26 protein-coding genes and 1 pseudogene are annotated in these 24,906 nt (G+C 60.3%); 14 read left to right on the plus strand and 13 right to left on the minus strand.

Translation table 11 applies throughout. The features are described from left to right. The first annotated feature begins 37 nt into the window (after nt 1-37). From NB311A_RS11470 to NB311A_RS11485, 4 genes are all read left to right on the plus strand, one after another. The gene (locus NB311A_RS11470; protein ID WP_245256989.1) at nt 38-331 is read left to right on the plus strand and encodes a hypothetical protein; all 294 of its coding nucleotides are present in this window, start codon (nt 38-40) and stop codon (nt 329-331) included. A 34-nt stretch (nt 332-365) separates the two neighbouring features. Continuing rightward, complete coding sequence (gene thiC, locus NB311A_RS11475) at nt 366-2,306, plus strand: phosphomethylpyrimidine synthase ThiC (RefSeq protein WP_009798723.1); 1,941 nt, start codon at nt 366-368, stop codon at nt 2,304-2,306. 108 nt (nt 2,307-2,414) lie between these two features. Beyond that, nucleotides 2,415-3,041, plus strand: a complete 627-nt coding sequence (locus NB311A_RS11480) for a hypothetical protein (protein ID WP_009798724.1) — start codon at nt 2,415-2,417, stop codon at nt 3,039-3,041. Nucleotides 3,042-3,173: 132 nt separating this feature from the next. Beyond that, nucleotides 3,174-4,121, plus strand: a complete 948-nt coding sequence (locus NB311A_RS11485; protein WP_009798725.1) for a YiiG family protein — start codon at nt 3,174-3,176, stop codon at nt 4,119-4,121. Between the two features lie 254 nt (nt 4,122-4,375). On the opposite strand, the gene NB311A_RS11490 is transcribed toward NB311A_RS11485, so the two are convergent. Continuing rightward, nucleotides 4,376-4,810 (minus strand): hypothetical protein, encoded by a 435-nt coding sequence (locus NB311A_RS11490; protein ID WP_009798726.1) that lies wholly within the window; start codon nt 4,808-4,810, stop codon nt 4,376-4,378. A 426-nt stretch (nt 4,811-5,236) separates the two neighbouring features. On the opposite strand from NB311A_RS11490, the gene NB311A_RS11495 reads away from it, so the two are divergent. Beyond that, the gene (locus NB311A_RS11495; RefSeq protein ID WP_009798728.1) at nt 5,237-5,491 is read left to right on the plus strand and encodes a helix-turn-helix domain-containing protein; all 255 of its coding nucleotides are present in this window, start codon (nt 5,237-5,239) and stop codon (nt 5,489-5,491) included. Between the two features lie 162 nt (nt 5,492-5,653). Beyond that, the gene (locus tag NB311A_RS11500) at nt 5,654-7,747 is read left to right on the plus strand and encodes a S9 family peptidase (protein WP_009798729.1); all 2,094 of its coding nucleotides are present in this window, start codon (nt 5,654-5,656) and stop codon (nt 7,745-7,747) included. A gap of 446 nt (nt 7,748-8,193) precedes the next feature. Here NB311A_RS11500 and bfr read toward each other — a convergent pair whose 3' ends face one another. Together bfr and NB311A_RS20565 are read right to left on the minus strand one after the other, a co-directional pair. Further along, entirely contained in the window at nt 8,194-8,676 is a 483-nt protein-coding gene (gene bfr, locus NB311A_RS11505) for a bacterioferritin (RefSeq protein ID WP_009798730.1), read from the minus strand. A gap of 160 nt (nt 8,677-8,836) precedes the next feature. Then, on the minus strand, nt 8,837-9,094 hold the full coding sequence (locus NB311A_RS20565; RefSeq protein WP_009798731.1) for a bacterioferritin-associated ferredoxin: 258 nt from the start codon (nt 9,092-9,094) through the stop codon (nt 8,837-8,839). 291 nt (nt 9,095-9,385) lie between these two features. Between NB311A_RS20565 and NB311A_RS11510 the strand changes: the two genes are divergently transcribed. Next, on the plus strand, nt 9,386-9,703 hold the full coding sequence (locus NB311A_RS11510; RefSeq protein WP_040674970.1) for a hypothetical protein: 318 nt from the start codon (nt 9,386-9,388) through the stop codon (nt 9,701-9,703). Nucleotides 9,704-9,904: 201 nt separating this feature from the next. Further along, nucleotides 9,905-10,207 carry a hypothetical protein gene (locus tag NB311A_RS11515; protein WP_009798733.1) on the plus strand — a complete coding sequence of 101 codons (303 nt, stop codon included), beginning with the start codon at nt 9,905-9,907 and terminating at the stop codon, nt 10,205-10,207. Between the two features lie 70 nt (nt 10,208-10,277). On the opposite strand, the gene NB311A_RS11520 is transcribed toward NB311A_RS11515, so the two are convergent. The 4 genes from NB311A_RS11520 to NB311A_RS11535 all read right to left on the minus strand — a co-directional run bounded on the left by NB311A_RS11520 (nt 10,278) and on the right by NB311A_RS11535 (nt 15,114). Then, entirely contained in the window at nt 10,278-11,540 is a 1,263-nt protein-coding gene (locus tag NB311A_RS11520) for a lytic murein transglycosylase (protein WP_009798734.1), read from the minus strand. Nucleotide 11,541: 1 nt separating this feature from the next. Further along, nucleotides 11,542-12,129 carry a TIGR00645 family protein gene (locus NB311A_RS11525; protein ID WP_040674973.1) on the minus strand — a complete coding sequence of 196 codons (588 nt, stop codon included), beginning with the start codon at nt 12,127-12,129 and terminating at the stop codon, nt 11,542-11,544. Nucleotides 12,130-12,250: 121 nt separating this feature from the next. Then, nucleotides 12,251-13,021 carry a trans-aconitate 2-methyltransferase gene (gene tam, locus NB311A_RS11530; protein WP_009798736.1) on the minus strand — a complete coding sequence of 257 codons (771 nt, stop codon included), beginning with the start codon at nt 13,019-13,021 and terminating at the stop codon, nt 12,251-12,253. A 41-nt stretch (nt 13,022-13,062) separates the two neighbouring features. Next, entirely contained in the window at nt 13,063-15,114 is a 2,052-nt protein-coding gene (locus NB311A_RS11535) for an AI-2E family transporter (RefSeq protein ID WP_009798737.1), read from the minus strand. Between the two features lie 150 nt (nt 15,115-15,264). Between NB311A_RS11535 and NB311A_RS23190 the strand changes: the two are divergent. Beyond that, a pseudogene (locus NB311A_RS23190) lies at nt 15,265-15,384 on the plus strand (CopG family antitoxin); the annotation flags it as partial. A gap of 29 nt (nt 15,385-15,413) precedes the next feature. On the opposite strand, the gene NB311A_RS11545 reads toward NB311A_RS23190, so the two are convergent. Together NB311A_RS11545 and ettA are read right to left on the minus strand one after the other, a co-directional pair. Further along, nucleotides 15,414-16,478 carry a hypothetical protein gene (locus NB311A_RS11545; RefSeq protein WP_009798739.1) on the minus strand — a complete coding sequence of 355 codons (1,065 nt, stop codon included), beginning with the start codon at nt 16,476-16,478 and terminating at the stop codon, nt 15,414-15,416. 43 nt (nt 16,479-16,521) lie between these two features. Next, nucleotides 16,522-18,174 carry an energy-dependent translational throttle protein EttA gene (ettA, locus tag NB311A_RS11550; RefSeq protein WP_009798740.1) on the minus strand — a complete coding sequence of 551 codons (1,653 nt, stop codon included), beginning with the start codon at nt 18,172-18,174 and terminating at the stop codon, nt 16,522-16,524. A gap of 394 nt (nt 18,175-18,568) precedes the next feature. Here ettA and NB311A_RS11555 point away from each other — a divergent pair, with 394 nt between their 5' ends. Continuing rightward, entirely contained in the window at nt 18,569-18,775 is a 207-nt protein-coding gene (locus tag NB311A_RS11555) for a hypothetical protein (protein ID WP_009798741.1), read from the plus strand. A gap of 375 nt (nt 18,776-19,150) precedes the next feature. On the opposite strand, the gene NB311A_RS11565 is transcribed toward NB311A_RS11555, so the two are convergent. Continuing rightward, a complete protein-coding gene (locus tag NB311A_RS11565; RefSeq protein ID WP_009798743.1) occupies nt 19,151-20,275 on the minus strand; it encodes a L,D-transpeptidase in 1,125 nt (374 codons plus the stop codon). Nucleotides 20,276-20,405: 130 nt separating this feature from the next. Between NB311A_RS11565 and NB311A_RS11570 the strand changes: the two genes are divergently transcribed. Continuing rightward, a complete protein-coding gene (locus NB311A_RS11570) occupies nt 20,406-20,696 on the plus strand; it encodes a hypothetical protein (RefSeq protein WP_009798744.1) in 291 nt (96 codons plus the stop codon). 26 nt (nt 20,697-20,722) lie between these two features. Next, nucleotides 20,723-21,523 (plus strand): hypothetical protein, encoded by an 801-nt coding sequence (locus NB311A_RS11575; RefSeq protein WP_040674975.1) that lies wholly within the window; start codon nt 20,723-20,725, stop codon nt 21,521-21,523. A gap of 36 nt (nt 21,524-21,559) precedes the next feature. On the opposite strand, the gene sseA is transcribed toward NB311A_RS11575, so the two are convergent. The 3 genes from sseA to NB311A_RS11590 all read right to left on the minus strand — a co-directional run bounded on the left by sseA (nt 21,560) and on the right by NB311A_RS11590 (nt 23,580). After that, a complete protein-coding gene (gene sseA / locus NB311A_RS11580) occupies nt 21,560-22,414 on the minus strand; it encodes a 3-mercaptopyruvate sulfurtransferase (protein WP_371256507.1) in 855 nt (284 codons plus the stop codon). Nucleotides 22,415-22,495: 81 nt separating this feature from the next. Further along, a complete protein-coding gene (locus NB311A_RS11585; RefSeq protein WP_009798747.1) occupies nt 22,496-23,089 on the minus strand; it encodes a GNAT family N-acetyltransferase in 594 nt (197 codons plus the stop codon). 134 nt (nt 23,090-23,223) lie between these two features. Further along, nucleotides 23,224-23,580 (minus strand): hypothetical protein, encoded by a 357-nt coding sequence (locus tag NB311A_RS11590; protein ID WP_009798748.1) that lies wholly within the window; start codon nt 23,578-23,580, stop codon nt 23,224-23,226. A gap of 191 nt (nt 23,581-23,771) precedes the next feature. Between NB311A_RS11590 and NB311A_RS11595 the strand changes: the two genes are divergently transcribed. After that, the gene (locus tag NB311A_RS11595; protein ID WP_009798749.1) at nt 23,772-24,584 is read left to right on the plus strand and encodes a PAS-domain containing protein; all 813 of its coding nucleotides are present in this window, start codon (nt 23,772-23,774) and stop codon (nt 24,582-24,584) included. Between the two features lie 96 nt (nt 24,585-24,680). Then, the gene (locus NB311A_RS22635; RefSeq protein WP_009798750.1) at nt 24,681-24,902 is read left to right on the plus strand and encodes a hypothetical protein; all 222 of its coding nucleotides are present in this window, start codon (nt 24,681-24,683) and stop codon (nt 24,900-24,902) included. Nucleotides 24,903-24,906 lie beyond the last annotated feature (4 nt).

Consider the following 24,906-nt stretch of genomic DNA (forward strand, 5'->3'; position numbering starts at 1 on the left):
GGCTATCCGTGCTGTGGACAGACAGCGTTTCCATTCGATGGCAGAGGAATTCCTGGCCAGCCGCGCGCTGATGTTCCTCGGCGGCATGATGGTGATGCTGGGCGGACTCGCCATCGTGCTCACTCACAACGTCTGGACTTCCGACTGGCGTGTGATGGTAACGCTGTTTGGCTGGCTGCTGGTCATCTCCGGCACGATCCGCATCATCGAGCCGCCGTTCCTTTATGCGGGGGCGCGCGCGTTCCTGCGCCGCCCCGCTATGCCGATCGTCGCCGGCGGCATCTGGCTCGCGATCGGCACCGTCTTCTGCCTTCTCGGCTATTCGCATTGAACCGTAACGACTGGTCTCGCACCGGAGAAACGCCATGAACATTCGCTCCAATCCGGACACCACTCGCCCCGCCGTCACCACCGGCGCCCTGCCCTCGTCCCGCAAGATTTTCTCCATCCCCGAGGCCGCGCCGGACCTTCGGGTGCCGCTGCGGGAAATCCTTCTATCTGAGGGCGCGGGCGAGCCGAACCTTCCGGTCTACGACACATCCGGTCCGTATACGGATCCGAACGTCATCATTGATGTGAATGCCGGCCTGCCGCGCACGCGCCTCGCCTGGGTGAAGGAACGCGGCGGCGTCGAGGAATATGAGGGCCGGGAGATCAAACCGGAAGACAACGGCAATGTCGGCGCCGCCCATGCCGCCGCCGCGTTCAAGGCCCACCACAAGCCGCTGCGTGGCATCGGCGATGCGCCGATCACTCAGTTCGAATTCGCCCGCGCCGGCATCATCACCAAGGAGATGATTTACGTCGCCGAGCGCGAGAACCTCGGACGCAAGAAGCAACTCGAACGCGCCGAGGCCGCGCTGGCCGACGGCGAATCCTTCGGCGCATCCGTGCCCGCCTTCATCACGCCGGAATTCGTGCGCGAGGAGATCGCGCGCGGCCGCGCCATCATCCCTTCCAACATCAACCACGCCGAACTGGAGCCGATGATCATCGGCCGCAACTTCCTGGTGAAGATCAACGCCAACATCGGCAACTCCGCGGTGACCTCCTCGGTCGAGGAGGAGGTCGACAAGATGGTGTGGGCGATCCGCTGGGGCGCCGACACGGTGATGGACCTCTCCACGGGCCGCAACATCCACACCACGCGCGAATGGATTTTGCGCAACTCGCCCGTCCCCATTGGAACGGTGCCGATCTATCAGGCGCTGGAGAAATGCGACGGCGATCCAGTCAAGCTGACGTGGGAGCTTTATCGCGACACGCTGGTGGAGCAGTGCGAACAGGGCGTCGATTACTTCACCATCCATGCCGGCGTGCGCCTGCCCTATATCCACCTCACCGCCGACCGCGTCACCGGCATCGTCTCGCGCGGCGGCTCGATCATGGCGAAGTGGTGCCTCGCCCATCACAAGGAGAGCTTCCTCTATACGCACTTCGAGGAAATCTGCGACCTGATGCGCAAGTATGATGTGTCGTTCTCGCTCGGGGATGGTCTTCGCCCCGGCTCGATCGCGGACGCCAACGACCGCGCGCAGTTCGCCGAACTGGAAACGCTCGGCGAACTCACGCAGATCGCTTGGAAGAAGGGCTGCCAGGTGATGATCGAAGGCCCCGGCCATGTGCCTATGCACAAGATCAAGATCAACATGGACAAGCAGCTCAAGGAATGCGGCGAAGCGCCGTTCTATACGCTGGGACCGCTGACCACCGACATCGCGCCGGGCTACGACCACATCACCTCGGGCATCGGCGCCGCCATGATCGGCTGGTTCGGCTGCGCAATGCTGTGCTACGTCACGCCGAAGGAGCACCTCGGCCTGCCCAACCGCGACGACGTGAAGACCGGCGTGATTACATACAAGATCGCGGCGCACGCCGCCGACCTCGCCAAAGGCCACCCGGCCGCGCAACTGCGCGATGACGCATTGTCGCGCGCGCGGTTCGACTTCCGCTGGCAGGACCAGTTCAACCTCGGTCTCGATCCCGACACCGCGGTCGCCTTCCACGACGAAACGCTGCCGAAAGACGCGCACAAGGTCGCGCACTTCTGCTCGATGTGCGGGCCGAAATTCTGCTCGATGAAGATCACGCAGGACGTGCGCGACTACGCGGCAACGCTCGGCGATAACGAGAAGGCTGCGCTTTATCCGGACGCAGCACAAAAGGCGAATGACGCCGCAGGCGTCACCGAGCCGTCTTATCGCGAACAGGGCATGAAGGAGATGAGCGCGAAGTTCAAGGAAATGGGCGGAAACGTGTATCTCGATGCGGAGAAAGTGAAGGAGAGTAATCGGGTGTTGTGATCCTCCACCGTATGAAACATACTGGGACGACGCAGAGCGCAAGCAACTGATGGCAAACAGGATAGATCGAGCGAAGCGACACCCATCCCGCGGCTTAGGGGGAAATCATTGTCCACGATCGATGATCTGAAGCAGCAGGTAGTTGAATATCATTCCGCACATTCGGACCTCCACTTGGCGCATCATTACGATTTTGCAATCAAACACTCAGATCAAATCAATTATTTTTTGTTCGGAATCAATCCGGGAGAAACGGAAGAAGATAAAGCCCTATTTCCCGGCGTCGGGCATTTCAACCCTTACGATCCGCTTAAACAGCCCCCGGCCAAATTCAGTAGGTCGGCGCGACAATACACCAAATTTGCCACGACGGTCTGTGGCGGCCCTCGGTTCTTAATCAGTGAATTTTTCTTCTGGAGTTCGCCGACTGAAAAGGAAATGATCGTGCGATATGGCAAGTCACTCGGCGAGCACCAAATGTTTTGCCATCAGCAGAACCAAGCTTTGTTTGATCTATTCAAACCGAAAGCCGTCATTGTTGTGGGGCTCGGCTTAGAAGAAAAAGCAAAGGAATTCTTGAAAGATTTAAGGCATGTCAAAACGTATCAGAAGAAGAACAGGATACTGGTGCACTATGAAAACGAAAGACCATGGCTGTTCGTTAGACATCCGGCCTCCCAATTGTCGAACGATGCGAGGAAAGACATTGCGGCTTATGTACGGGAACTGGGTTGAAATCCTCCTCTGATCCTTCTCGAGTGTGGCGGATTACGCTTCGCTAATCCGCCCTACGGCTTTCTTCGTGAACCTCCTCGCGATTCGTGCGACAAATGCGGGGATTGTCAGCATCGCGAGGGATAGAGAACCATGATGCCGTTTCGGGCGATTGCCCTGTTGTCCGCCGCAGCCTTCGGTCTTTCCCTCGCGCCCGCCACCGCACAGAACAAGACGCAGCCCTCCTCGTCCCCCTCCCCGCTCGTCGAAAAGCTCAACGCCTATGTCGGCTGCATCAACCGCCTCTCGGAGCGGTCGTATGAATCGCGCAACCGCTACTTCTCCTGGGCGAAGAAGACCGGGCCGACCGGGAAGGAGCGCATCATCTACGGCACCTACACCATCTACGACACGACCAATTGCAAGAAGAACGTCGAGATGGCCAACGCGTCGGAGCCGCACGACGCCGAGCTTGAATCTGCCGCTTCCGCCTATGCCGAAGCCGTAGGCAAGCTCGAGCCGCTGCTGAAGGAGGCTGACGAGTACTACAGCCAAGAGAACTACAAGGACGACAAGATGGCCAAGGGCAAGGAGATGCACGCGCGTCTCGTTGCGGCGTGGGATGCGTTCGCGAGCGCCGACAAAAAGCTGCGCGCCGGCGTCGAGGCCATCAAGGATAAGCAGGCGGCGGAACAGCTCGCCGCGATCGAGGCAAAGGAAGGCCGCAAAACGCACTATTATGTCGAGGCGTTGATGATCCACGCCAAACGCCTGTTACGCGCGGAAAATACCAACAAGCCCGACATCGCAGCGATCACGAAGGCGCTGACCGAATATGAGACCGCGGTGAAGGCGGCCGAAGAGGCATCGGGCAAGGATGGCGATGCGAAGCTCGGCTCGTTCTTCGTGAGCAGCGCCAAATCATATTTGACATCCGCGAAGCAGCTGATGCGCCGCATCCGTGACAAGGTGCCCTACAGCCAGGGCGACCGCATGATGCTCGGCGGCGGTGGCGGCTGGATGGTCGAGGGCTCGCCGCCCCGCCTGCTCCGCGACTACAATCAGTTGATCGAGGGCTATAACCGCGGCGCTCATATCTAGAATTCTTCACCGCTTCTCGGAAGCGGCGAAGAACTCTATCATTTTGATCTGACGCGTTTTCTTCACGCGAACCGGTATCCACTTCGCTTGAAAACGCTATAGCGCGTATTCCGCACAAGTGGATACCGGTTTTGCGATCAGAATACGCGCAGAATATTGATCGAGAGCATGTTCTCGCGGCTGACCGGATTCCACCTCGCCGAAAGATGCTCTGAGCGAATTGCCTGGACGCGGGCTCGCCGCGCTCAAGACCGCTACTTCATCGTAATGGCGAGGCCGGAGAGATCAGCATTGGCCATCAGGCCGAACTGGCGGCCGGACAGTTCCAGCACCGCGCCCTTCTGGTTGCTCAGCACGATGGCGCGGGCGCCGCCGCCGATCGCCAGCCCCGCGCCCGCCGCACCGTAAACGCCGGCGACATCGGAAGGCCGGTTGATGCGGCTGACTCGGCCGTGCAGCACGGTCTTCGATCCTCCGAACACCAGACCATAATCCAATCCGCCGACCGAGAGCGGATATCGCCGTCCGTGGAAGGTGAGCGTGCCGCCGCCGCCGGAGGCGCCGATGATCCAGCCGCCCTTGTAGATGGTCAGCGTCACCGCGCCGCTGTCGGCGCTGGCGGCGGTGGACAGGCCGAAGCAGATGGCCAGTGCGAACAAGGCTGCGCGACACAGCGACGAGGACGACATGCAAAAGTCTCCTGGCACGAGAGTGCGGGATGCGATTCGGGACGGCCGCGAGCGTAAGGGTCGGCCGCGGCGGGTGCAATCCGCTCCAAAGCGGCCGTCCGCGAACAAGCCGGTCGCGAACAAGATCTCTCTGGCGGCCGAGACTGCTCTGTTCGCGGGCTAACGGCGAATCGATTCCGCGGGGGCATATCGCAACTGACAGGTGCGACTGCCGGAAATCACAATTCGCGTTAATATCATTTCTGATTTAACACTCAACTGTTACGTGCATTTTAGGCACGCAACGCGCCGTTTCGTGTGGATTTATGAGCCATCCCGACGATTCAGGATTGTTAATGATCTGGTAACCATATCATTACAGCCTTATCGCGGGATGGGGGTCTCAATCCGTCGGCTGGGACGCGAGCCGTGCTTCGGGAGGGACCGATGAACCAGGAATTCCAGAACCGCGATCAGGGTACGATACAGGATCAGGCTGCGCTCACGCCCGACGCAGTCATTCCGCTGCTGGTCGGCTCTACCGTCAACGACGTCGAACGGGAGCTCGTGCTGCAAACGCTGGCGCGTTGCGACGGCAATCGTACCCGCGCGGCAAGGCTCCTGGGCGTATCGGTGCGTACGCTGCGCAACAAGATACGGCAGTACACGACCATGGGACTCGATGTGCCCGATCACGACTAGCGCGTGTTTCTCAAACGATGTCTGTCTGTTTGCGGGCACCGTACCAAATCGAACTTTCGGGAGACACCGGCTTGCCGTTGCGCGCGCGCCCACCTATGAACGGAACATCACGTTCAGTTCTCGCGCACGCCCAGCCTGCGCTTCGACCAGGCGCCTATTTTCATGACATCATCACCTACACTTCCGAAAGCCGACCGCCGCTTACACAAGTATACGCACCACGGCATCACCCTGACGGACGACTACGCCTGGCTGAGAGATGCGAACTGGCAGCAGGTGCTTCGCGAACCTTCACTACTTGCGCCTGACATCCGCGCCCACCTTGAGGCAGAGAACGCCTATTCGAACGCCGTGCTGGCGCAGACCGGGCCGTTGCAAAAACAGCTCGTCTCCGAAATGCGCGGCCGCATCAAAGAGGACGATTCCACGGTCCCCTCCCCCGACGGACCCTTTGCCTATTTCTCGAAGTACCGGGAGGGCGGCCAGCACCGGATGATCGGCCGGCAACCGCGCCACGGCGGCGACGCCCGTTTTCTCATCGACGGCGATGCGCTTGCGGAAAACAAAAAGTTTTTTCAGCTTGGCGACGCTCATCATTCTCCGGATCATCGACTGGAGGCGTGGAGCGCCGACGATCGCGGCTCGGAATATTTTACGATCCGTATCCGCGACTGGGACAGCGGCGCCGACCTCGCAGATGTAATCGAGGAGACCGACGGCGGCGTGGTATGGAGCGCGGACTCACGCGCGTTCTATTATGTCAAGCTCGACGACAACCATCGTCCGATGCAGGTCTATCGCCACCGGCTCGGCACGGCTCAGGCCGATGACACGCTCGTTTATGAAGAACAGGACATCGGCTGGTTCACGCATATTCATGAGAGCGCCAGCGGCCGCTTCTGCGTGATCGCCGGCGGCGATCATGAAACATCCGAACAGCGGCTGATCGATCTCGCCGCGCCCCAGGCGGCGCCGCGCCTGATCGCGCCGCGCGAGGACGGCGTGCAGTATTCCGTCGCCGATCGCGGCGACGAACTGTTCATCCTCACAAATGCCGACGGCGCGATCGACTTCAAGATCATGACAGCGCCGCTGGCGGCACCCGAGCGCGCGAACTGGCGCGATCTGATCCCGTACCGGCCCGGCACCTATGTGATCGACTTTGAACTTTATTCCGGTCACATGGCGCGACTCGAACGCGCCAATGCGCTGCCGTCGATCATCATCCGCGATCTGGCGACCGGCGATGAGCACGCAATCGCCTTCGACGAGGCCGCCTATTCGCTCGACACCCATGGCGGCTACGAGTTCGACACCACGACTCTTCGTTTCAGCTATTCGTCGATGACGACACCGAACGAAGTGTTCGATTACGACATGGCGAGCCGCTCCCGCACCTTACGCAAGCGCCAGGAGATTCCGTCAGGGCATGATTCCGCGAACTATGTCACCACCCGCATCATGGCGAAGGCGGACGATGGCGCCGAGGTGCCGGTCTCGATCCTGCATCGCAAGGACTTCGCGCGGGACGGCCGTGCGCCGCTGCTGCTCTACGGCTACGGATCCTACGGTCACGCCATGCCGGCCTCGTTCTCGGCCAACCGGCTATCGCTGGTCGATCGCGGTTTCGCCTATGCGATCGCGCATATCCGCGGCGGCGCGGATAAGGGCTGGGGCTGGTATCTCGACGGCAAGCGCGAGAAAAAAACCAACAGCTTCGACGATTTCGCCGCCTGTGCCCGCGCGCTGATCGCGGCGAACTACACCTCAGCTAAAAGGATCGTCGGCCACGGCGGTAGCGCCGGGGGCATGTTGATGGGTGCAGTCGCCAACCGCGCGGGCGAATTGTTCGCCGGCCTCGTCGCGGAAGTGCCGTTCGTCGACGTACTCAACACCATGCTTGACGACACGCTGCCGCTGACCCCGCCGGAATGGCCGGAATGGGGCAACCCGATCGTGAGCGAGGAGGATTTCCGCACCATCCTGTCCTATTCGCCCTACGAGAACGTCGCGGCGAAAGACTATCCGGCGATCCTCGCCATGGGCGGGCTGACCGATCCGCGCGTCACCTATTGGGAGCCGGCGAAATGGATCGCGCGGCTGCGCGCCACCATGACGTCAGGCGGCCCCGTCCTGCTGCGGACCAATATGGGCGCGGGGCACGGCGGCGCATCCGGCCGATTCAACCGGCTCGACGAGGTCGCACTCGCCTATGCCTTCGCTCTGTGGGCTGTGAACCGTGATCAGGCTGGCTAGAGCATGATTCCGACCCGAAGGGCCGCGCCAGCGCAAAGTGGAAACCAGTTTTCGGAAAAGATCGTGCTCAAACAAAAAGATAAGCGACAAGTCTGATTCAACGCAGTTGAAACAGACTCTCTAGAGTCTTTCACCGCTTCACGGACACAGTAAAAGACTCTGGCTTTTTGATTTGACGCGTTTTCTCCACGCGAACCGGTGTCCGCTTCGCTCGAAAACGCTATAGCCAGGCAGACGCACGATTATCCGATAGAGCGTTTTCGAGCACGGCATGTCCCCAGGTCCGACCCGAGGATGGAGACCGGTTCGCGTGAAAAAACCGCGTCAAATCAAATCATAGAGCTATGCTTCTGGTTCCATCAGGAGCGGAAAGGCTGATAGCGCATAGAAGCGAGAAAGCCAGCGCGCAGTGACGCCGGCTTTTTCGTTGGAGAATCGATTGAGGGTCAGTCGTGATCCATTTCGCCGATATGCTTCTGCGAATAAAGCTCGACCCCGATCTTCTTGATGAGATCGATCTGGGTTTCGAGGAAGTCGATATGGCTTTCCTCGTCCTTCATCAGGCTCTCGAAGATATCGCGGGTGACGTAATCCTTCACGGCGTGGCAATGCGTGGCCGCCTCTTCGTACAGAGCACGCGCCGAATATTCCGCCTTGAGATCGCAATCCATCACTTCGCCGACGTTCTGGCCAATGTGCAGGGGATCGAGCACCTGCATGTTCGGGAAGCCGTCAAGGAAGATGATCCGGTCGATCAACTTGTCGGCATGCTCCATTTCCTCGATGGACTCCGCGCGCCATTTCTTCGCGAGATCTTTGATGCCCCAATTATCCAGCAGCCGGTAATGCAACCAGTACTGGTTGACCGCCGTTAATTCGTGGCGGAGCGCTTTGTTGAGATAATCAATAACCTTCGGGTCGCCCTTCATGGAACAGCTCCTGCTCTGATTTTTTTGATGCTAAAGACGGGCCATCGGGCCTGCCGAATCCAATTTAGAATACTTCTAAATCAGATTTGGCCGCACGACAACCCCCCAAGAAGGCAGGGCAGCTATCTGCTCTTAAAATGAGGAGAGAAGCGCGAAATCGTCAAACGCCGATTTCGACCTGACCGGACTCAACTTTTGAATGTATCACGGAATGAGGACAACCTTCGCAGCACTGTCGGGCGCAGGCTCCCAACGCTTCCTTAATGATGGTCTTGATGGTGCGGGCGCATCGGCCACATTCCGCGCTACACCCGAGACATCCGTAAACCTGTTTGGGCGAACGCCGCAGGTCGTCTGTTGAGGTCACCGCAGAGCGGACATCGTGATCGGTCAACACGTTACAAGAACAAACGATCATGAAAACGAAACCCAATTGGCATACCCTGACATGGCCGGAATATTGTTGGACCGGCCCGTGAAAGGCAAAGGGAAAACCCGCTATTTCAAGCTATTCCAAATTGATCGAAAATCCGGCGTGACGGCACGTACGAGAATTCCCATAACGTCTTGATATTCATCATTTAATCGCCACACTCAGGCCCGCATCATGGCAGGATTCAGTCGCTTCGTTCATTGATCGTTCAAAACGGCTGTGGAATTCTTTGTTCCACGGGACTGCATGGTATCGATTGATGAATGAGGTGACGCCGTGAAGAGAACATTGATGGCATTGACGACGATTGCCATGGTCACCGCGGTGGCCGCGCCTCAAGCAGCGGAAGCGCGCGGCGGCGGCGTCGCGGCAGGGATCGCCGGCGGCTTGATCGGCGGCGCCATCATCGGCGGCGCGCTCGCAGCTCCAGGTTATTATGGGCCGGGATATTACGGTTACGGTCCGGGATACTATGGAGCCGGCTACGGCTATTACGGTCCGGGATACGTCGCAACCCCCGGCTGCTACTGGCAAAGGCAGCGTTTTTGGGATGGCTTCGGCTGGCGGCTCCGGAACATCCGGGTGTGCGGCTGATCCAGTCCGTCATGCCTCCGGCTCACACCGGGTTGTTTTCCGGAGTGACGCGCGTGGCCTGAAAAAGCCGCTTTTTCACGCGACCGACCTGCAAAGGTTTATGTCAAGCTGACCTGGTAAGATGCCGGGCTGAACGACGGCATCGTGAGTAACCTTGAACCCGGCGCCGACCGCGGCGCTACCCTCAGGAGAGATTCCAAGATGAAGAAAACAGTTTTTGCCATCCTCGCGGCTGCGACGGTTGCGACCGGTTCTGTAGCGACCGCTCCGCAGGCAGAGGCTCGCGGAGGAGCGGTGGCAGCCGGCGTTCTCGGCGGTCTGGCGGCTGGCGCCATCATCGGCGGTGCAATCGCGAACAGCCCGCCGGCGTACGCCGTGCCGGCTCCGGTCTACGCCGCACCTCCCCCGGCCTATGTCGGCGGTCCACCGCCATGCCGCATGATCCGAGAGAGGTTCTGGGACGGGTATGGCTGGCGTTTCCGTCGCGTTGAGGTATGCGACTGATCCGATCGTTCCGAAAATCCAAACCGGGAGACCCGGCCGCAGGCCGGGTTTTTGTCGCGGAGCGACGATTTCAGCGTCCCGCATCATCCATCGCGCGCAGCACCACCTCACTGGGCCAGCAGTCCACCTTGAGGCCAGCCGACTTCTGATAGGCGCCGAGCGCCGCGCGCGTCAGCATCCCAGCCTTGCCGTCGATCTTGTCCTTGTACAAACCGAGCCGCGTCAAATGGCGCTGCATCGCCTCGACGTCCCGGCTGCGGAGCTGCGTCGAGGCGGACCACGATGTCGCGAAAGGCAACGGGCTGGTCATGCGGTCTGCAAGATGGCCGACGAACAGGACATACAGATCTGAGAAATTGTATTCCTTGATGACGAAGTAGTTCTTCGTGGTCAGGAACGACGGGCCGTAGCTGCCTTCCGGTTGCAGTAGCGACGCCAACTGTTCCCGCTCAACCGCAGTCAGCTTTTGTCCACGCACAGGCGAGAAACCTTCGCGCAGCCATTCCTTGATGGGCTTCCTCACCTCGGGCACGCCCTCCGTGCAATCGGCATGTGCCGGCGCGCGCACCTCGTAGGCCCAGCGCAGTCCCGGCTGCCAGCCCTTGTTGACGAGCTGCTGCGCGGCCGAGGCCAGCGCATCCGGCACCGAGGACCAGATGTCGATGCGTCCATCGCCATCGAAATCGACGCCGTGCTTGGCGAGCTCGGACGGCAGGAATTGAGTCAGCCCCGTGGCCCCGCCCCACGACGCACGAAAATTCTTGCGCGAAACCGCACCGCGCTGCAGCAACAGCAGCCCTTCGATGAACTCTTTACGGTACTGGTCCTTGCGGCGGCCGACATAAGCCTGGGTCGCCAGCACGCGTAGCGCGTCATAAGGCAGCGTGTAGCGACCGTAATCGGTTTCGCGGCCCCAGATCGCAAGGATGATCGTAGCGGGTACGCCGAAGCGCCTTTCGATCTCGTTCAATGTCGATTGGTTTTTCCGCATCAGCCGCTGCCCTTCAGCCGCCAGCCGCGCGATACTGCTCTCCTTGAGATAATCCGCCGGCACCTGAACGAATTCCGCCTGCGACGGCGCACCGGTCGCGGGCCGGCCGGGCAGGATAAGGTCGGGCAGCTTGTAGTCCGGCGCGAGTCCGGCTGTGAGGGAGTCGAACGTCGCGCGCGAAACGCCCGCCTGCTGCGCCTCGGGCCAGATCGAGGCGATGAAACGCGTGAAGCCGTCGTCCGCCGCATGCACCGGCGGCGGCGCTTCTCCGAGGGCGAGCGCCAACAGGATCACGACCGCGATCCACGATCGTCGCAGGATGTCCGCGGCGGTTGTCGCCATGCTAATGGCTCGCCTCGCCGTTCGATCCGTTACCTTCATTCACGATACGGTCCGCAAGCGCAATGCCGATTGCCGAAAAGATAAATACGACATGGATGATGGTCTGCCACATCACACCGGTTTGCGTATAATTCATGGCGCGCTCGGTCCCAAGGTTTCCAGCCGCGATGAAAGTCCGCAAGAGATGGATCGATGAGATGCCGATGATCGCCATCGCGAGCTTGATCTTGAGAACGCTGGCGTTGACATGGCCTAACCACTCCGGCTCGTCGGGATGGCCTTTGAGGTTGAGCCGCGACACGAAGGTCTCGTAGCCGCCGACAATGACCATCACGAGAAGGTTCGAGATCATCACCACATCGATGAGGCCGAGCACCACCAGCATGATCTGCTGTTCGGAAAAGTCGAAAGAGTGTCCGATGAGATGCCACAGCTCCTTCAGAAACAGGATCACATAGACTCCCTGGGCGATGATCAGGCCAATATAAAGCGGAAGCTGAAGCCAGCGCGAGGAAAAGATCAACATCGGCAGCGGGCGAAGGGCAGTGAAGGCAGCCTTCGGGCCCGGAGATTCAGGCATCGGGGACATTACGGGTCTCGTCGTGACGGGAGAGCTTTTTATTCGATTCCCTGTGACGGAATCGAGACGTCCGACCGCGACAAAATGCAACGCGGAGCAAGGCGGCATAGCTCGCCAAACGCCTCACCAATTATCTGATCGCCACGACGAAAAAACGCGGGAAACGCAACAGCACCTTGCCGTCCGCCTGCGTCGGATAGGCCGCGGCGATGCGCGCGGTATATTCGCGCAGGAACTCTTTCCTTTCCGTCGGCTCCAGCGGACTTAGGAAGGGCCGCAATCCAGTCCCCTTGACCCATTCGACGATTGCCGCGGTGTCCTCAAGGACGTGATTATAAATGGTGTGCCAGATCTCGATGCGTTCGCACAACGGCCGCAATGCGTCGTAGTAAGCTCCGGGCCGCGCCAGCAGGTCTTTCGCTCGCGCGGCGTCCGCAAGTCTTTCTCGCCACGGTCCCGAATGAGCCACCTCGCGCATCATCACATGACTTGGCTCATCGACATTGTCCGGCATCTGCACCGCCAGCACACCGCCTGACGGAAGCGCGCTCAACAGTCGCTGCAACTGGCGCAGATGATCCGGCACCCACTGGAAGATCGCATTGGCGAACAGCAGGTCGGTATCCGCCGGCGGAACCCAATGCGCGACGTTGGTTTCGATAAATGTGTGCCGGGGCAGCCGCTCGCGGGCCTGCCGCAGCATGTCGGCGGATGTATCGATCCCGATGACCTCGGTCCGCGGCCAGCGCTCGACCAGCAATTCGGTGGAATTACCGGGACCGCAGCCGATATCGACGGCCTTTCGCGGCGCGCCAAGTGGAACCTGCGCTAGCAGATCGCGGGACGGCCGAGTACGCTCGTCCTCGAACTTCAGATATTGCTGGGCGCTCCAATCGTCCATCGCGTCTACACGTCTCCTTCGACATCAACCCGGCGCGTTGATCAACGCCGATCACGGCGGGAAGATGTATGTGGTGGAGAGCCCCGGCGACCGGCACTCCCATCGGTCTGCTTTGGCGGGATCGGCAGGCCAGGCTCCCGCGAGCAAGCAACGACACTCTTATGTATGATATCGTGTGCATCCGTTTGGTCGACCAGCGATAGACAATAGGCGGCAGCCTCTCCCAGATTGTCCGCGACCGCGTCGGCCTTGAGGTGGTCCGTCGTCATCCCGCTGTTGGTGCATCCCCAGCAGCAAACGAGGATGCGCGCCCGCGGCATCTTGCGGCGAATCTTGCGAAGCAGATGACGCGTGTGGGCCAGGCTCCCGTCATCGAGCGTCGAGATGCATACGAGCATCACGCCCGAAGCATCGAGCTGGGAAATTCCGCTCGGCGACGTCTCCTCTTTCCTGGCGGCGCGCGCTCCAAGACCGTGTTTCGACAGGATCTCAGCCAGAAACATCGCGGCCGCTTCGTCAAGATCGCTGCGTTGCGCGACACAGAGCACGGGATGTTCGGCCTGCCACTCCACCGGCAATCCCTCGCGGATGAGGAACGGTAGCTCCGGCATCGGCGCGCCGGCCAGGTCCGCCGCCTCGGCAGCGGACGCGTTCTTCGGCTGGTGGTGGCCATCCAGCGCGTCATCGAATTCGGAAGCCAGTCCGTCGATGACCTCGGCAACGCTATCCCTGATTTCGGCAAGGCGATCCGGCGACAACCGATCGCGTTTGAGGTCGGCCTGCGCCAGCATCAAACCCTTCAGCGCGACGTTTTCATAATATTCGGCGAGCGAACGCTCCTTCAAAAACTTTTCGGCCGTCTCGACGGCCTCCGCGGGATCGTTGGCCAGCATCCGCTGATAGAACAGCTCCTGCGGCAACAGCGCCGGACGATCACCTAGCAGAATATCCAAAAATCGGAGTTGCTCGACATGACGGCCCAACACGACGAGGCAGATCGTCAAGGGGGTCGCGAGAACAAGTCCGATCGGCCCCCATAGCGCGGTCCAGAACGTTGCCGAGACCACGACGGCCACCGGCGACAATCCGCTGCTGTGCCCCACAAGCAAAGGGTCGAACACCTGACCGACCACCAGCTCCGTCAGCAGAATGAGCGCGCCGCTCCACAGCAGCATCGACCAGCCGGGATCGACCGCGATAGCCAGGGTCAACGGAAAAAATGCTGCTATGAAAGGACCGACATAAGGCACGAACCGCATGATCGCGGCCAGAATGCCCCAAAGGATGGCGCTGGGGACGCCGATCAATAGAAGTCCGGCCGCCACGATCACACCGAATCCGGCATTAAGCAGGACCTGCATCAGGAAAAGACGGCTGAGCCGGCCGGCCGCGTCGTCGATCGCCGCGGTGGCGGACTGTAGATCGTTCGATCCTGCGAGCTTGATGAACCGGTTGCGGAGATCCTCCCGCTGGAACAGGATGAAGATCACGAATACGATCACGATGCCCACGATCGCCAGCGGATGCAGCAGCGGGCTGATGAGCGCGGAAATATTCTCAAGGGCGGACTGCGGCGGCGAACGCACCAAGACGGGTATAGGCTCGACGTGATCGGCCGTTTTGGAGGATGGCGAACCCGCCGCCGATGGCGATGGCTGATTTTGCGGGCCGCTGATTTCCTTGTCGAGATTTTGAAGAAGCTCGGCCGCGCGATCCAGCGGCCCGGTCATCGTCAGGGCCCGCAGCGATTGGATCTTTTGCTGCATCGTCTGCTGGTATAGCGGCAGGCTCTCTGCGAGGCCCCTGACTTCCCTCACGATCAGACCGCCGAGGGCAAAGATTGCTATGAAAGCAAGCAGGACCACGACAGGAACGCTGGCCGCGCGCGGAAAATGCCAGCGTTCGAGAATATCAACCAGCGGGGCAAGCACGAAGCTCAAAAGCACGGCCAGCACGATGGGGACGAAAATCTCCCGACCCACATAGAGTCCGCAGATTACCAGCGCCGCAACAACGACCGCTGTTAGCGCCCGGTCGCCGATGCCTCCCCTCGCTACCCGCGGCGCTACCCTCGCGTCCAGATCCAGACTCACCGCCGATGACCCCGATATTCGTGGTCCTTCAATGGCCGATGAGCGATTTGGTTCCATCGTGTTCCGAAAATGGCGAACCGGAGATTCTTCTTCTGCCCAGGCGTTGCGTCCGCTTACCTGCCCCCCAGCACTGCGGATTACTTCCAACCGACGGCGATTTCGCTGCGGCTGCCGGTCAACCTGCTCGAGCAGATCAAGATCGCCGCCAACAGGCGCGACGTGCCCTATCGGTCGCTGATCAAGATGTGGCTGGCGGAGAAGGTGGGGTAGCGAAGAGCGAGATAAAGAATTCTCAACTCCTAATCCTTCAAATCCTCGCCGTCAGCGATTGCGTCTTCCGCATCTTTGAAAAACTGCCTATTGGTCAGGTCAGAACGCCATGCGGATTTGAAAGCTGCGAAATCGTTCTCGGTCTGAAGCCTGAAACGAAGCTCCTTACCATCTCGTACCAATCGGACATTGGCATCCGGAGCCAACCGTCCGCGCCAGTAACTCTCATCATTTTCAAATCGCCCGAACTGATGGACGGTCGCGAACTGTTTTCTTGCTCCAATCCGAAACAGGCTTCTTCCGTCACGACGGTATATGAGACGTCTTCGACCGGGAAGATTGTCTACCCCTGCCAGCACCTCCGATCTGAAGAAGCCACACACGGCATCGCTCTGGAGCGTTTTGTAAACATCGTCCCAAGTTGCCGATGTTCCTAATCCGATCTCCTTCGTTCGCCTTCGCCTTATTGCGATATCTGAGAGTTCAGGGGGAGGGTAAACTCTCGTACAGGTCAAGAAATTAAGGTCATCGTGTCTCGCCAACTGAAGGCGGTAGCATCTGATGTCTAGCTCAAACTTCTCCCAGAGCCATTCTGCGGTCGCAAGCACCCCATAGTCAAACTCTTCAGCCAGCAAAAGGACACGCTGACTTCTATTCATTACGGCAATGTCACCCTCTTCTAGTATCTCGCCGATCTCTTCCTGAGCTTCTTCGATCGTCTGAAGCTTGTCGCCGTACTTGCCGTTGAAATTTGCAAGCGCATCAATAAATTGATACGGCTCCCATTTGGAAAGCATGGCAGCATAAGACAGACCTTGAAGGAGTTGCAACTTGTCGCTATCTCTCTTCAACTCAATAACCACCGCCACTCCATCAGGATCGACTCCAAGTAAATCAATCCGGTCTTGAACGAATTCAGTAGGCTGAATTTCGGTGCCGACGATACGAATATCCTCACCCAGTTCGTTGCAAAAAGCATCGGGGCTCCGACAAATCATGTTCTGGATGTCGCGCCGTTCCCAATAGCCCGATTCACGCATGGTCTTCGGTTCTAGTCGAAGAAGCTTTTTGCTAGCACCGTCAATTCGTAGCATCCGTCGATTCCTCGCCGCTATACTTGGTCATTAGCTTGACAAATCACCGCGTCAGCTTCTTGTACTTCACGCGATGCGGGATGACGCTGTCCTGGCCCAACCGGCGCATCTTGTCTTTCTCGTAGTCCTGGAAGTTGCCCTCGAACCATTCGACGTGGCTGTCGTCTTCGAACGCGAGGATATGCGTGGCGATACGGTCGAGAAACCAGCGGTCGTGGCTGATGATAACGGCGCAGCCCGCGAAATCCTCCAGCGCCTCTTCCAGCGCCCGCAGCGTATCGACATCGAGATCGTTGGTGGGCTCGTCGAGCAGCAGCACGTTGGCGCCGGACTTCAGCATCTTGGCGAGATGCACGCGATTGCGTTCGCCGCCCGACAAGCTACCTACCTTCTTCTGCTGGTCGGCGCCCTTGAAGTTGAACGCCGAGCAATAGCCGCGCGAATTCACTTCCTTCCTGCCGAGCAAAATCTGGTCGGTGCCGCCGGAGATTTCCTCCCACACCGTCTTGCTTCCGTCGAGCGCATCGCGCGACTGGTCGACATAACCGAGATGCACGGTCTCGCCCACCGTGATCGTGCCCTTGTCCGGCGTCTCCTGTCCGGTGATCATGCGGAACAGCGTGGTCTTGCCTGCGCCGTTGGGGCCAATGACGCCGACGATGCCGCCGGGCGGCAGCTTGAAGGTGAGATCGTCGATCAACAGGCGATCACCGAACGATTTCGACAAGCCTTCGACGTCCACGACATTGGCGCCGAGGCGCTCGGCGACAGGGATGATGATCTGCGCGGTCTGGGTCTGCTTCTCACTGGCCTGTTTGAGCAGTTCCTCGTAGCGCTGATAGCGCGCCTTGGACTTGGCCTGCCGTGCTTTGGGCGAGGCGGCGATCCATTCCTGCTCCCGCGCCAGCGTCTTCTGGTGCGCGGCGTCCTCGCGGCCTTCCTGCTCGAGCCGCTTCTGCTTCTGCACAAGCCACGAGGAGTAGTTGCCCTCGTATGGAATGCCGCGGCCGCGATCGAGTTCGAGGATCCAGCCGGTGACGTTGTCGAGGAAGTAGCGATCGTGGGTGACGATCAGGATCGCGCCGGGATAATTGCGCAAGTGACCTTCGAGCCACGACACCGACTCGGCATCGAGATGGTTGGTCGGTTCGTCCAGCAGCAAGAGGTCCGGCTGGTCGAGCAGCAGCTTGCACAGCGCGACGCGGCGGCGCTCGCCGCCGGAGAGCTTGGTCACGTCGGCATCATCGGGAGGGCAGCGCAGCGCGTCCATCGCCTGATCGACCTTGCTGTCGAGATCCCACAATCCCGCGGCTTCGATCTCATCCTGCAGCCTGGTCATCTCGTCGGCGGTCTCATCGGAGTAGTTCATCGCCAGATCGTTATAGCGATCGAGGATCGCCTTCTGCTTGGCGACGCCCTCCATGACGTTCTCGCGCACGGTCTTGGCCGGGTCGAGTTGCGGCTCCTGCTCGAGGTAGCCGACGCGCGCGCCCTGCGCGACCCAGGCCTCGCCGGTGTAGTCCTTGTCCAGCCCGGCCATGATCTTCAGCAGGGTCGATTTGCCCGAACCGTTGACGCCGAGCACGCCGATCTTGGCGTCCGGATAGAACGACAGGTGGATGTTATCCAGCACCTTCCGATTCGGCGGATAGGTCTTGGACAAGCCCTGCATGAAGTAAATGAACTGGCGCGCCATCGTGATCCCTAATTCAGCGTGATTCTTAAAAAGCCCCGCGGCGGTGTTCAGACGTTCTCTTCCGCCTTGCGGCGACATCGTCAGGAGAACGTCAGAATCGACCTCCGCGCCGACCGAAGGTTTATGCTTCTTTCGAATCCAAGTCGCTGAACAGCTCGCGGGGGCCGAACGTCAGATTCACGGCGCTGGTTTCAGGAAAGTTGCTGCCCGCTGATGTAGCCGCGCGGCGGCGAAAGGGCAACCTTGCCTTAACCACTCAGAAAGGTTGACGAAAGGAATACTCCGCTCCGTCTCATTCAAACCGCCTTTTAATTGAATCGGTGAAGAATGGCGAGACCAGCGGATCTTGCCGGTCTTCCAGCAGGACGTTCGCGACCAACAAGGCAGAAACACCATGGCGACCAGCGTATCGGCGTCAGCCTCCAAACCGATCGAAAAACAGGATCATCAACGCGGACGGCCTCACGGCATTCGCGAGTTATGGCGCGAATTCATCGCCATCGCGTTCAACTCCTACCGGCCCGAACTGCATTATATGCGCGGACCCGGGCCCGCCTGGCGAGCCAAGCACGGCGAGCGTCCGCCGGTTCATTCCCAATGAGCAGACTCACCCGCAGTCGGCATCACACAATATCGAGCACGACCGCGCCGATCGTCGAAGCGACGACAAAGGAACGTCTGACGGCGGATTCCAGACCGAGTCTCCTCTGCCGGAAAACGCCACGCCTCAATCATCCGAAACGCAGGCTTGATAGGCGCTTGGGGACCTCACCTATCGGCTGCGAGATCACGCAGAACTACGGGCACTATTACATCGAGATGATCGGGAACATTGCCGCGTGGCTCAAGGACGCACGGGTACGCGCGCTGCGGTGAGCCGAAGCAGCTTTGAGTGAAGCGTGTCCTCGGGAAAGATCCGCGCGGGAGAATCGTTATGCGCGCTCGGCACTGCCCTCGGCCGCGTTAAGCGACACGGCTACCGGACCGTGACCGGCGCAGGTAGCGGCGGCACCGAGGTTGGCTGAGTTCCGGGCAAGCTCGCCGTCTGCGGCGGCTGCGGAGTCGGCGCAGCGCCCGATCCCGGAGCCGGCTGCGTCGAGGCCGTCGTATCGGTGTGCGGCGGGCCGCCCGGGAGCACGACAACGCGCGTGCCGACCTTCACACGGTCAAACAGATCCGACACATCCTCGTTGAGCATACCGATGCAACCGGAGGATACGAACTTGCCGATCGTCGAAGGCTGATTGGTGCCGTGGATGCGATAGACGGTCGAACCAAGATACATGGCGCGCGCGCCCAGCGGATTGCCGGGACCGCCCGCCATGAAGCGCGGCAGATAAGGCTGGCGTTCGATCATTTCGGTCGGCGGATGCCAGTCCGGCCACTCCGCCTTGCGGCTGATCTTCTGCACGCCGGACCAGGTGAAGCCGTCGCGGCCGACGCGCACGCCGTAACGGATCGCGCGATTGTTGCCCAAGATATAATACAGGTGCGTGTTCGACGTATCGACCACGATGGTGCCCGCCGGCTCTTTGGTAGCAAAAGTGACTTCCTTGCGGCGCAGTCTCTCCGGCAGTTGCTTCTCGCCGCCTTGATCGACCTCCGGCTGCTCATCCGGCGGCAGCGCCGACATCGGCGTCGGCCTGCCGTCCGCGCCGACGGGAGCCGGCGGCGTAAGGCCGTCAGACGGTCCGCCGGTCGAAGCGACTGTTTCCGGCGCACGCGTCTGATAATGCGTAGGGCCGGGTTGCCCGTAACGGGGATCGTCGGGCGACATTACCGGACCCGGCGGAAGATCGCGATTCGAGTAGACTGGCGAGGAACCGGGGCGACCGTAGCGCGGATCATCCGGCGACATCACGGGGCCCGGCGGTGTCAGCGTTGCGGAATTGCGGCTCCGTGTCGATTGGTCGTCGCCCGGATCGAAATTGTGAAGCCCGTCGACTGCACCTGAACGATCGTCTACATCCGGATAGGGGGAGGGCGGCACCGAATAGACCGGGCTTGGCGGGGATGGGTAGTCCTGCGCCGAGGCTAACGGCGTTCCCGCTGCGGCGGCCACGATCGCCGCAAAAACCGTCAGAATGCGTTTGATCATCATCGCCCTTGTATATAAATCCAACAAGACACCGGATCGTTAACGGCGACATCGCGCACGATAGCGGCGCATTCAAGACAATACCGGCAAAAGCCTCCCCGATTCAGTCATAATTCGAAGATCGCGGCAAACCGTGACCTTTATAGCGCTTTCGAGCGACGGGGAATCCGGCTCGCGCGGAGAAAGCGCGTCAAATCAAAAAGATGGAGTCTTTCACCGTTTCCGTGAAGCGGTGAAAAACTCCAAGGTCTCACCGGTTTCCGGCAAATTTTCCGACGGCGATTGTTGCGGTGGATTTTTGGAGGGCGCGACCGCGTCTCTTGCGGTATTCTCGATCTGTCCTGATTCGGTGGATTGCCGCCGCAACCTGTCGAGCAGGTACGTTCAGTCGCGTTTTGATGGCTCGATCACCGCCCTGGACTAGACACGCGGGAAGGCGCAACCATCCTCATGTTACCTGGTTTCCGTTCCCTGTTCGTTGTGGTCGTGCTGGCGATCTCAATGCTGATTTTCGGCCTCGGGGCCGCGGCTTTGCTGCGAGCGACCCACGAAGAGTTCGCAAGTCTGCCGCTCAAGCAGATGCCCGAAGTCACGTTTGCATCGAGAGAAGCCCAACAGCCCACACTGGCGGTACTACAGGTCGATCCATCGGCCGAGCCTGCCACGCCGGAGGCAAACCAGGCCGAAACACAGCACCTGACACCTTTATCGGACGCGCAGCTATCGGACGCGCTGCCGAAAAACGGACCCGATGCGCCGGCAACGGATGCGCTTCCGGCCAAGGATGCACCGCCGGCCCCCGATACGCTTTCGGCCACAGATTCACCCGCGGCTCCGGCCGGCAACGATGTACCGGCAGCTTCTCCGCCACCATCGGCCTCCGCTCCGGCGACGGCAGACACAATGCCTCCGGTCAATACGGCCGCGCCAGAACCATCGGAGCCGGCATCGCGCGATGAGACGGCCGTCGATGCAAGTAAAGCCGTAAAGCCCCCGAGCGACGCCGCCGCTGCCCCGGCCGCGCAAAGCGACACCTCCTCAGCGCAGGAGCAGGAAAAGCCGGCCGACGTCGTGGAAACCATGACATCTCCGTCCGGAGAGCATTTCAAACCACCCCTGCCAGGTCACCGTCCGGTAGAAGCCGCGCAGGTCACCGCCGATCCCTCGCCATCGGCCACCAAACGCTCCTCTGCGAAGGAGCCGCGCAGGGCCAAGCATCACCGCCATAAGACCCGCCACTCACATCGTTGACCCGAGCCGTCTCCCGACTGCGGGCGTGCAAAGACTCTAAGCGGGCCCCGTGGCAATCGGCGGACCTTCGTTCGATCCCCACTCCGACCATGATCCGTCGTAGAGCGCCGAGCCCCGCACGCCGAGGCGGTAAAGCGCAAGCGTCAGCACCGCGGCGGAAACCCCCGAACCGCAGGTGGTTACGATCGGCTTTGCCAAATTCACGCCAGCGCGAGAAAACACGGCGCGGATTTGGTCCAGCGGTTTCATGACGCCGGTGGCGGGATCGAACAGCTCTGTGTATGGAAGGTTGCGGCTGCCGGGAATATGACCCGACCGCAAGCCCTGCCTCGGCTCCGCCACCGCGCCGGTGAAGCGGCCTGCCGCACGCGCATCGACAAGCTGCTCGCGATGTGACGACAGGTTGCTCACAAGTTGAGCCTTGTCGCGTACATTAAGCGGATCAAAGGTCGCGGTGAAATGGCCCGGCTTCGGCGAAGCCTCGCCGGATTCGACCTGGCGGCCTTCCGCACGCCATTTCTTCAGGCCGCCGTCAAGCACCCGGACATCGGCGTGGCCGAACGACAGGAACATCCACCACACCCGCGGCCCGGCAAGCCAGCCGCCGGAGTCGTAAACAACGACCTTATCTTTCGAGGAAATGCCCAGAGCGCCCACATCGCGCGCGAACTGCGCGGCATCCGGAAACATATGCGGAAAGGACGATGCACGATCGGATACGGCATCGACATCGAAAAACACCGCGCCCGGAATGTGCGCGGCATGAAAATCATCGACCGCCAGCGGCAGCATGCCAGGCATCTTGAACGAGGCATCGATGACCTTGACGTCACGGAGATTCGCAGCCAGCCGTTCGGTGGAGACGAGAGGATCGTCGAGCATGGAGATCATTGTGATGTCCATCGCCAGGTTAATGGAGACGTCAGCAACAGATTCGCGACTGCAAGCAATAGCGCGAGATCGGGCGGAGTCCTATCGGCGCTTTTCATTGAGCTCGTAGGCAAGATGCGCCTTAACGTTCGGCCAGTCGCCGGGAAGGATGCTGTAGACGACGGTATCCCGCAGCGTCACGTTCGGTGACATTTCGCGATTGCGCAGGGTGCCCTCCTGCTTGGCGCCGAGCCGCTCGATGCCACGCCGGCTGACATGATTGAAGACGTGAGTACGGAATTCCACGGCGATGCAGTTCAACTTTTCGAACGCGTGGGTGAGCAGCAGCAGCTTGCACTGGGTGTTGACTGCCGTGCGCTGAACGCGCTTCGCATACCATGTCGAACCGATCTCGACGCGGCAACTCGCGGAATCGACGTTCATGTAGGTCGTCATACCCGCAATTCGTCCCTCGGCATCCCGCACCGTGAAGGGCAGCATGGTTCCGGCTGCTTGCAGCGACAGCCGCCGCTCGATCTCGGCGCCCATTTTTTCCGGCGCCGGCACGAAAGTGTACCAGATCTTCCAGATCTCGCCGTCCTTCACCGCGTCAACAAGGGCTTCGCGGTGATCCTGCGACAACGGCTCGAGCCGCGCATGAGGTCCTTCGAGCGTGACCGGCTGCAGCCAGGGCATAGTATACTCCGTTCCTTGTACCGCCATTTGCGCCATCGCGACAAAATTTGCAAAAGCAATTTCGTCTCACTCATATCGCGATGGCGAGGCGGGACAGATGCAGGCGACTGGAAGAAGTCGACACGGTATCTAAACTACTTCGTGTCCTCCTTCGCCGGAGTTTTTTTGTCCTCCTTCAACGGCGACTGCGGCTGCTTCTTGCCCGCCGCTTGAAGCTCGGCCACCGTTTTCCGCAGTTCCGCAACTGTGCGCTCGAGCTGCTGGATCTGTCGGTTGGCCGCATCGATCTTCTGCCCGCTGCCGGTGATATGTCTGCTGAGGGCGGCTTGCAGGAAATTGATGTTGCTCTGGAGGCAACTTGTCCGTCTCTCCATCGTCTTTTCGACGGTGCAGATCTCAATGCCGGGAACGTCCTGGGCCAGGGCAGCGCCGGAGCGGAGCGTATGGAGAGCCGCGATCATCAACATCAACGGAAGACTTCGGTCGTTCATTGAACCTCTCATCTCGCACAGTGAGACCCCGGCAGCTTGGCGGAACGCCGCTCAAGGACAGACGGGAGCATTAACTTCAAATCGCGTTCCGCCGCGTTAGACGCCATTAACGCTGGCGACGAAAATCCCGGGACTATGCAACTACTTGTCATCGAACCGGGTCTAATCTCGTTCGGTATCATGGAACGGTCATGCGCATCGACTGGCGAATGATGTTGGGCCCGGCTCTCGCGATGCTGCTCGCAGGCGCGTCCACCTATGCCGGCCGCGACCTCGCCGCCTTCCCGAACCTGTCAGCGTTGTATGTCTGTATCGTCGCATTCGCCGGCTCGCTTGGTGGAACAGCTTCCGGCCTGATCAGCGCCGCAATAGCTATTCTCGCCTCCGCAGGATTTCTGAGAGAGGACAACGCGGCAGTCGCTGACGGTTCCATTGTTCTGCACCTTGGATTGCTGACCCTGGCCGCCGTCGGCACCGCCCTGATAACCGGATTGCTGCGGCTGCGGATGGCGAATTCGCTCAAACAGGAGCGCGAGCGGCATGCAACAGCGGCACGGCTGTCCGCCGCCCTCAACCTGACCGACATCGGGATCGTCATGCTCGACGCGGACACCCGCGCCGAATTCATCAACCGCGCATTCCGGCATTACTTCTCGCTGCCGGACGAAAAGGCCGACAGCAAACCTCCATTTATCGCGCTGATGTATCATGGCCGCGATACCGGCGCGTATGAACTGCCACAAGACGAACTCAGCCATTTCATCGCCGAGCGCGTCGGGATGGTGCGCGCGGGTGATCCGACCCCGATCAACATCAAACTTAGAACTGGCGCAGTGCTGCGCTTCGTTTGTACAGCGCTTCCGGACGGCAGCCGGATGCTGAGCTATACGCCGGTAACCGATCTTATTCGCCGCACTGACAATCCAGCGGATACCGATTACTACCTGTCGCTGCGCGGCAACGGCCGCCGGCTCCCGATCCATCGCCTTCGCGCGGCCGAATAATCCCGCCGCCGAAAGAAGGCGCCGGCCGGGATTTCATCAGTATCGATCCGGACGTATGATTGCGCATCAACCCGGGCTGAGAATACATCCGACGCCATGACACGCCGGACCGGACAGCAAGCCGTTCGCCGCCTCCTCTGTTCCGGGTGCGGAACGGAATTCAGTTGCGATCCGTCCGGCAACTGTTGGTGCGCCGAGGAGACGGCGCGGCTGCCAATGCCGCCCGAAGGCAGTGATTGCCTGTGCCGCGATTGCCTGCGAAAGGCGGCGGCTCGTTCTTCATCGCGGGAGGCAGATCCCGTGTCCACGGATCCGTGAGAAT

Origin of the sequence: Nitrobacter sp. Nb-311A (assembly GCF_000152905.1) — a bacterium.
In the GTDB taxonomy this organism is placed as follows: domain Bacteria; phylum Pseudomonadota; class Alphaproteobacteria; order Rhizobiales; family Xanthobacteraceae; genus Nitrobacter.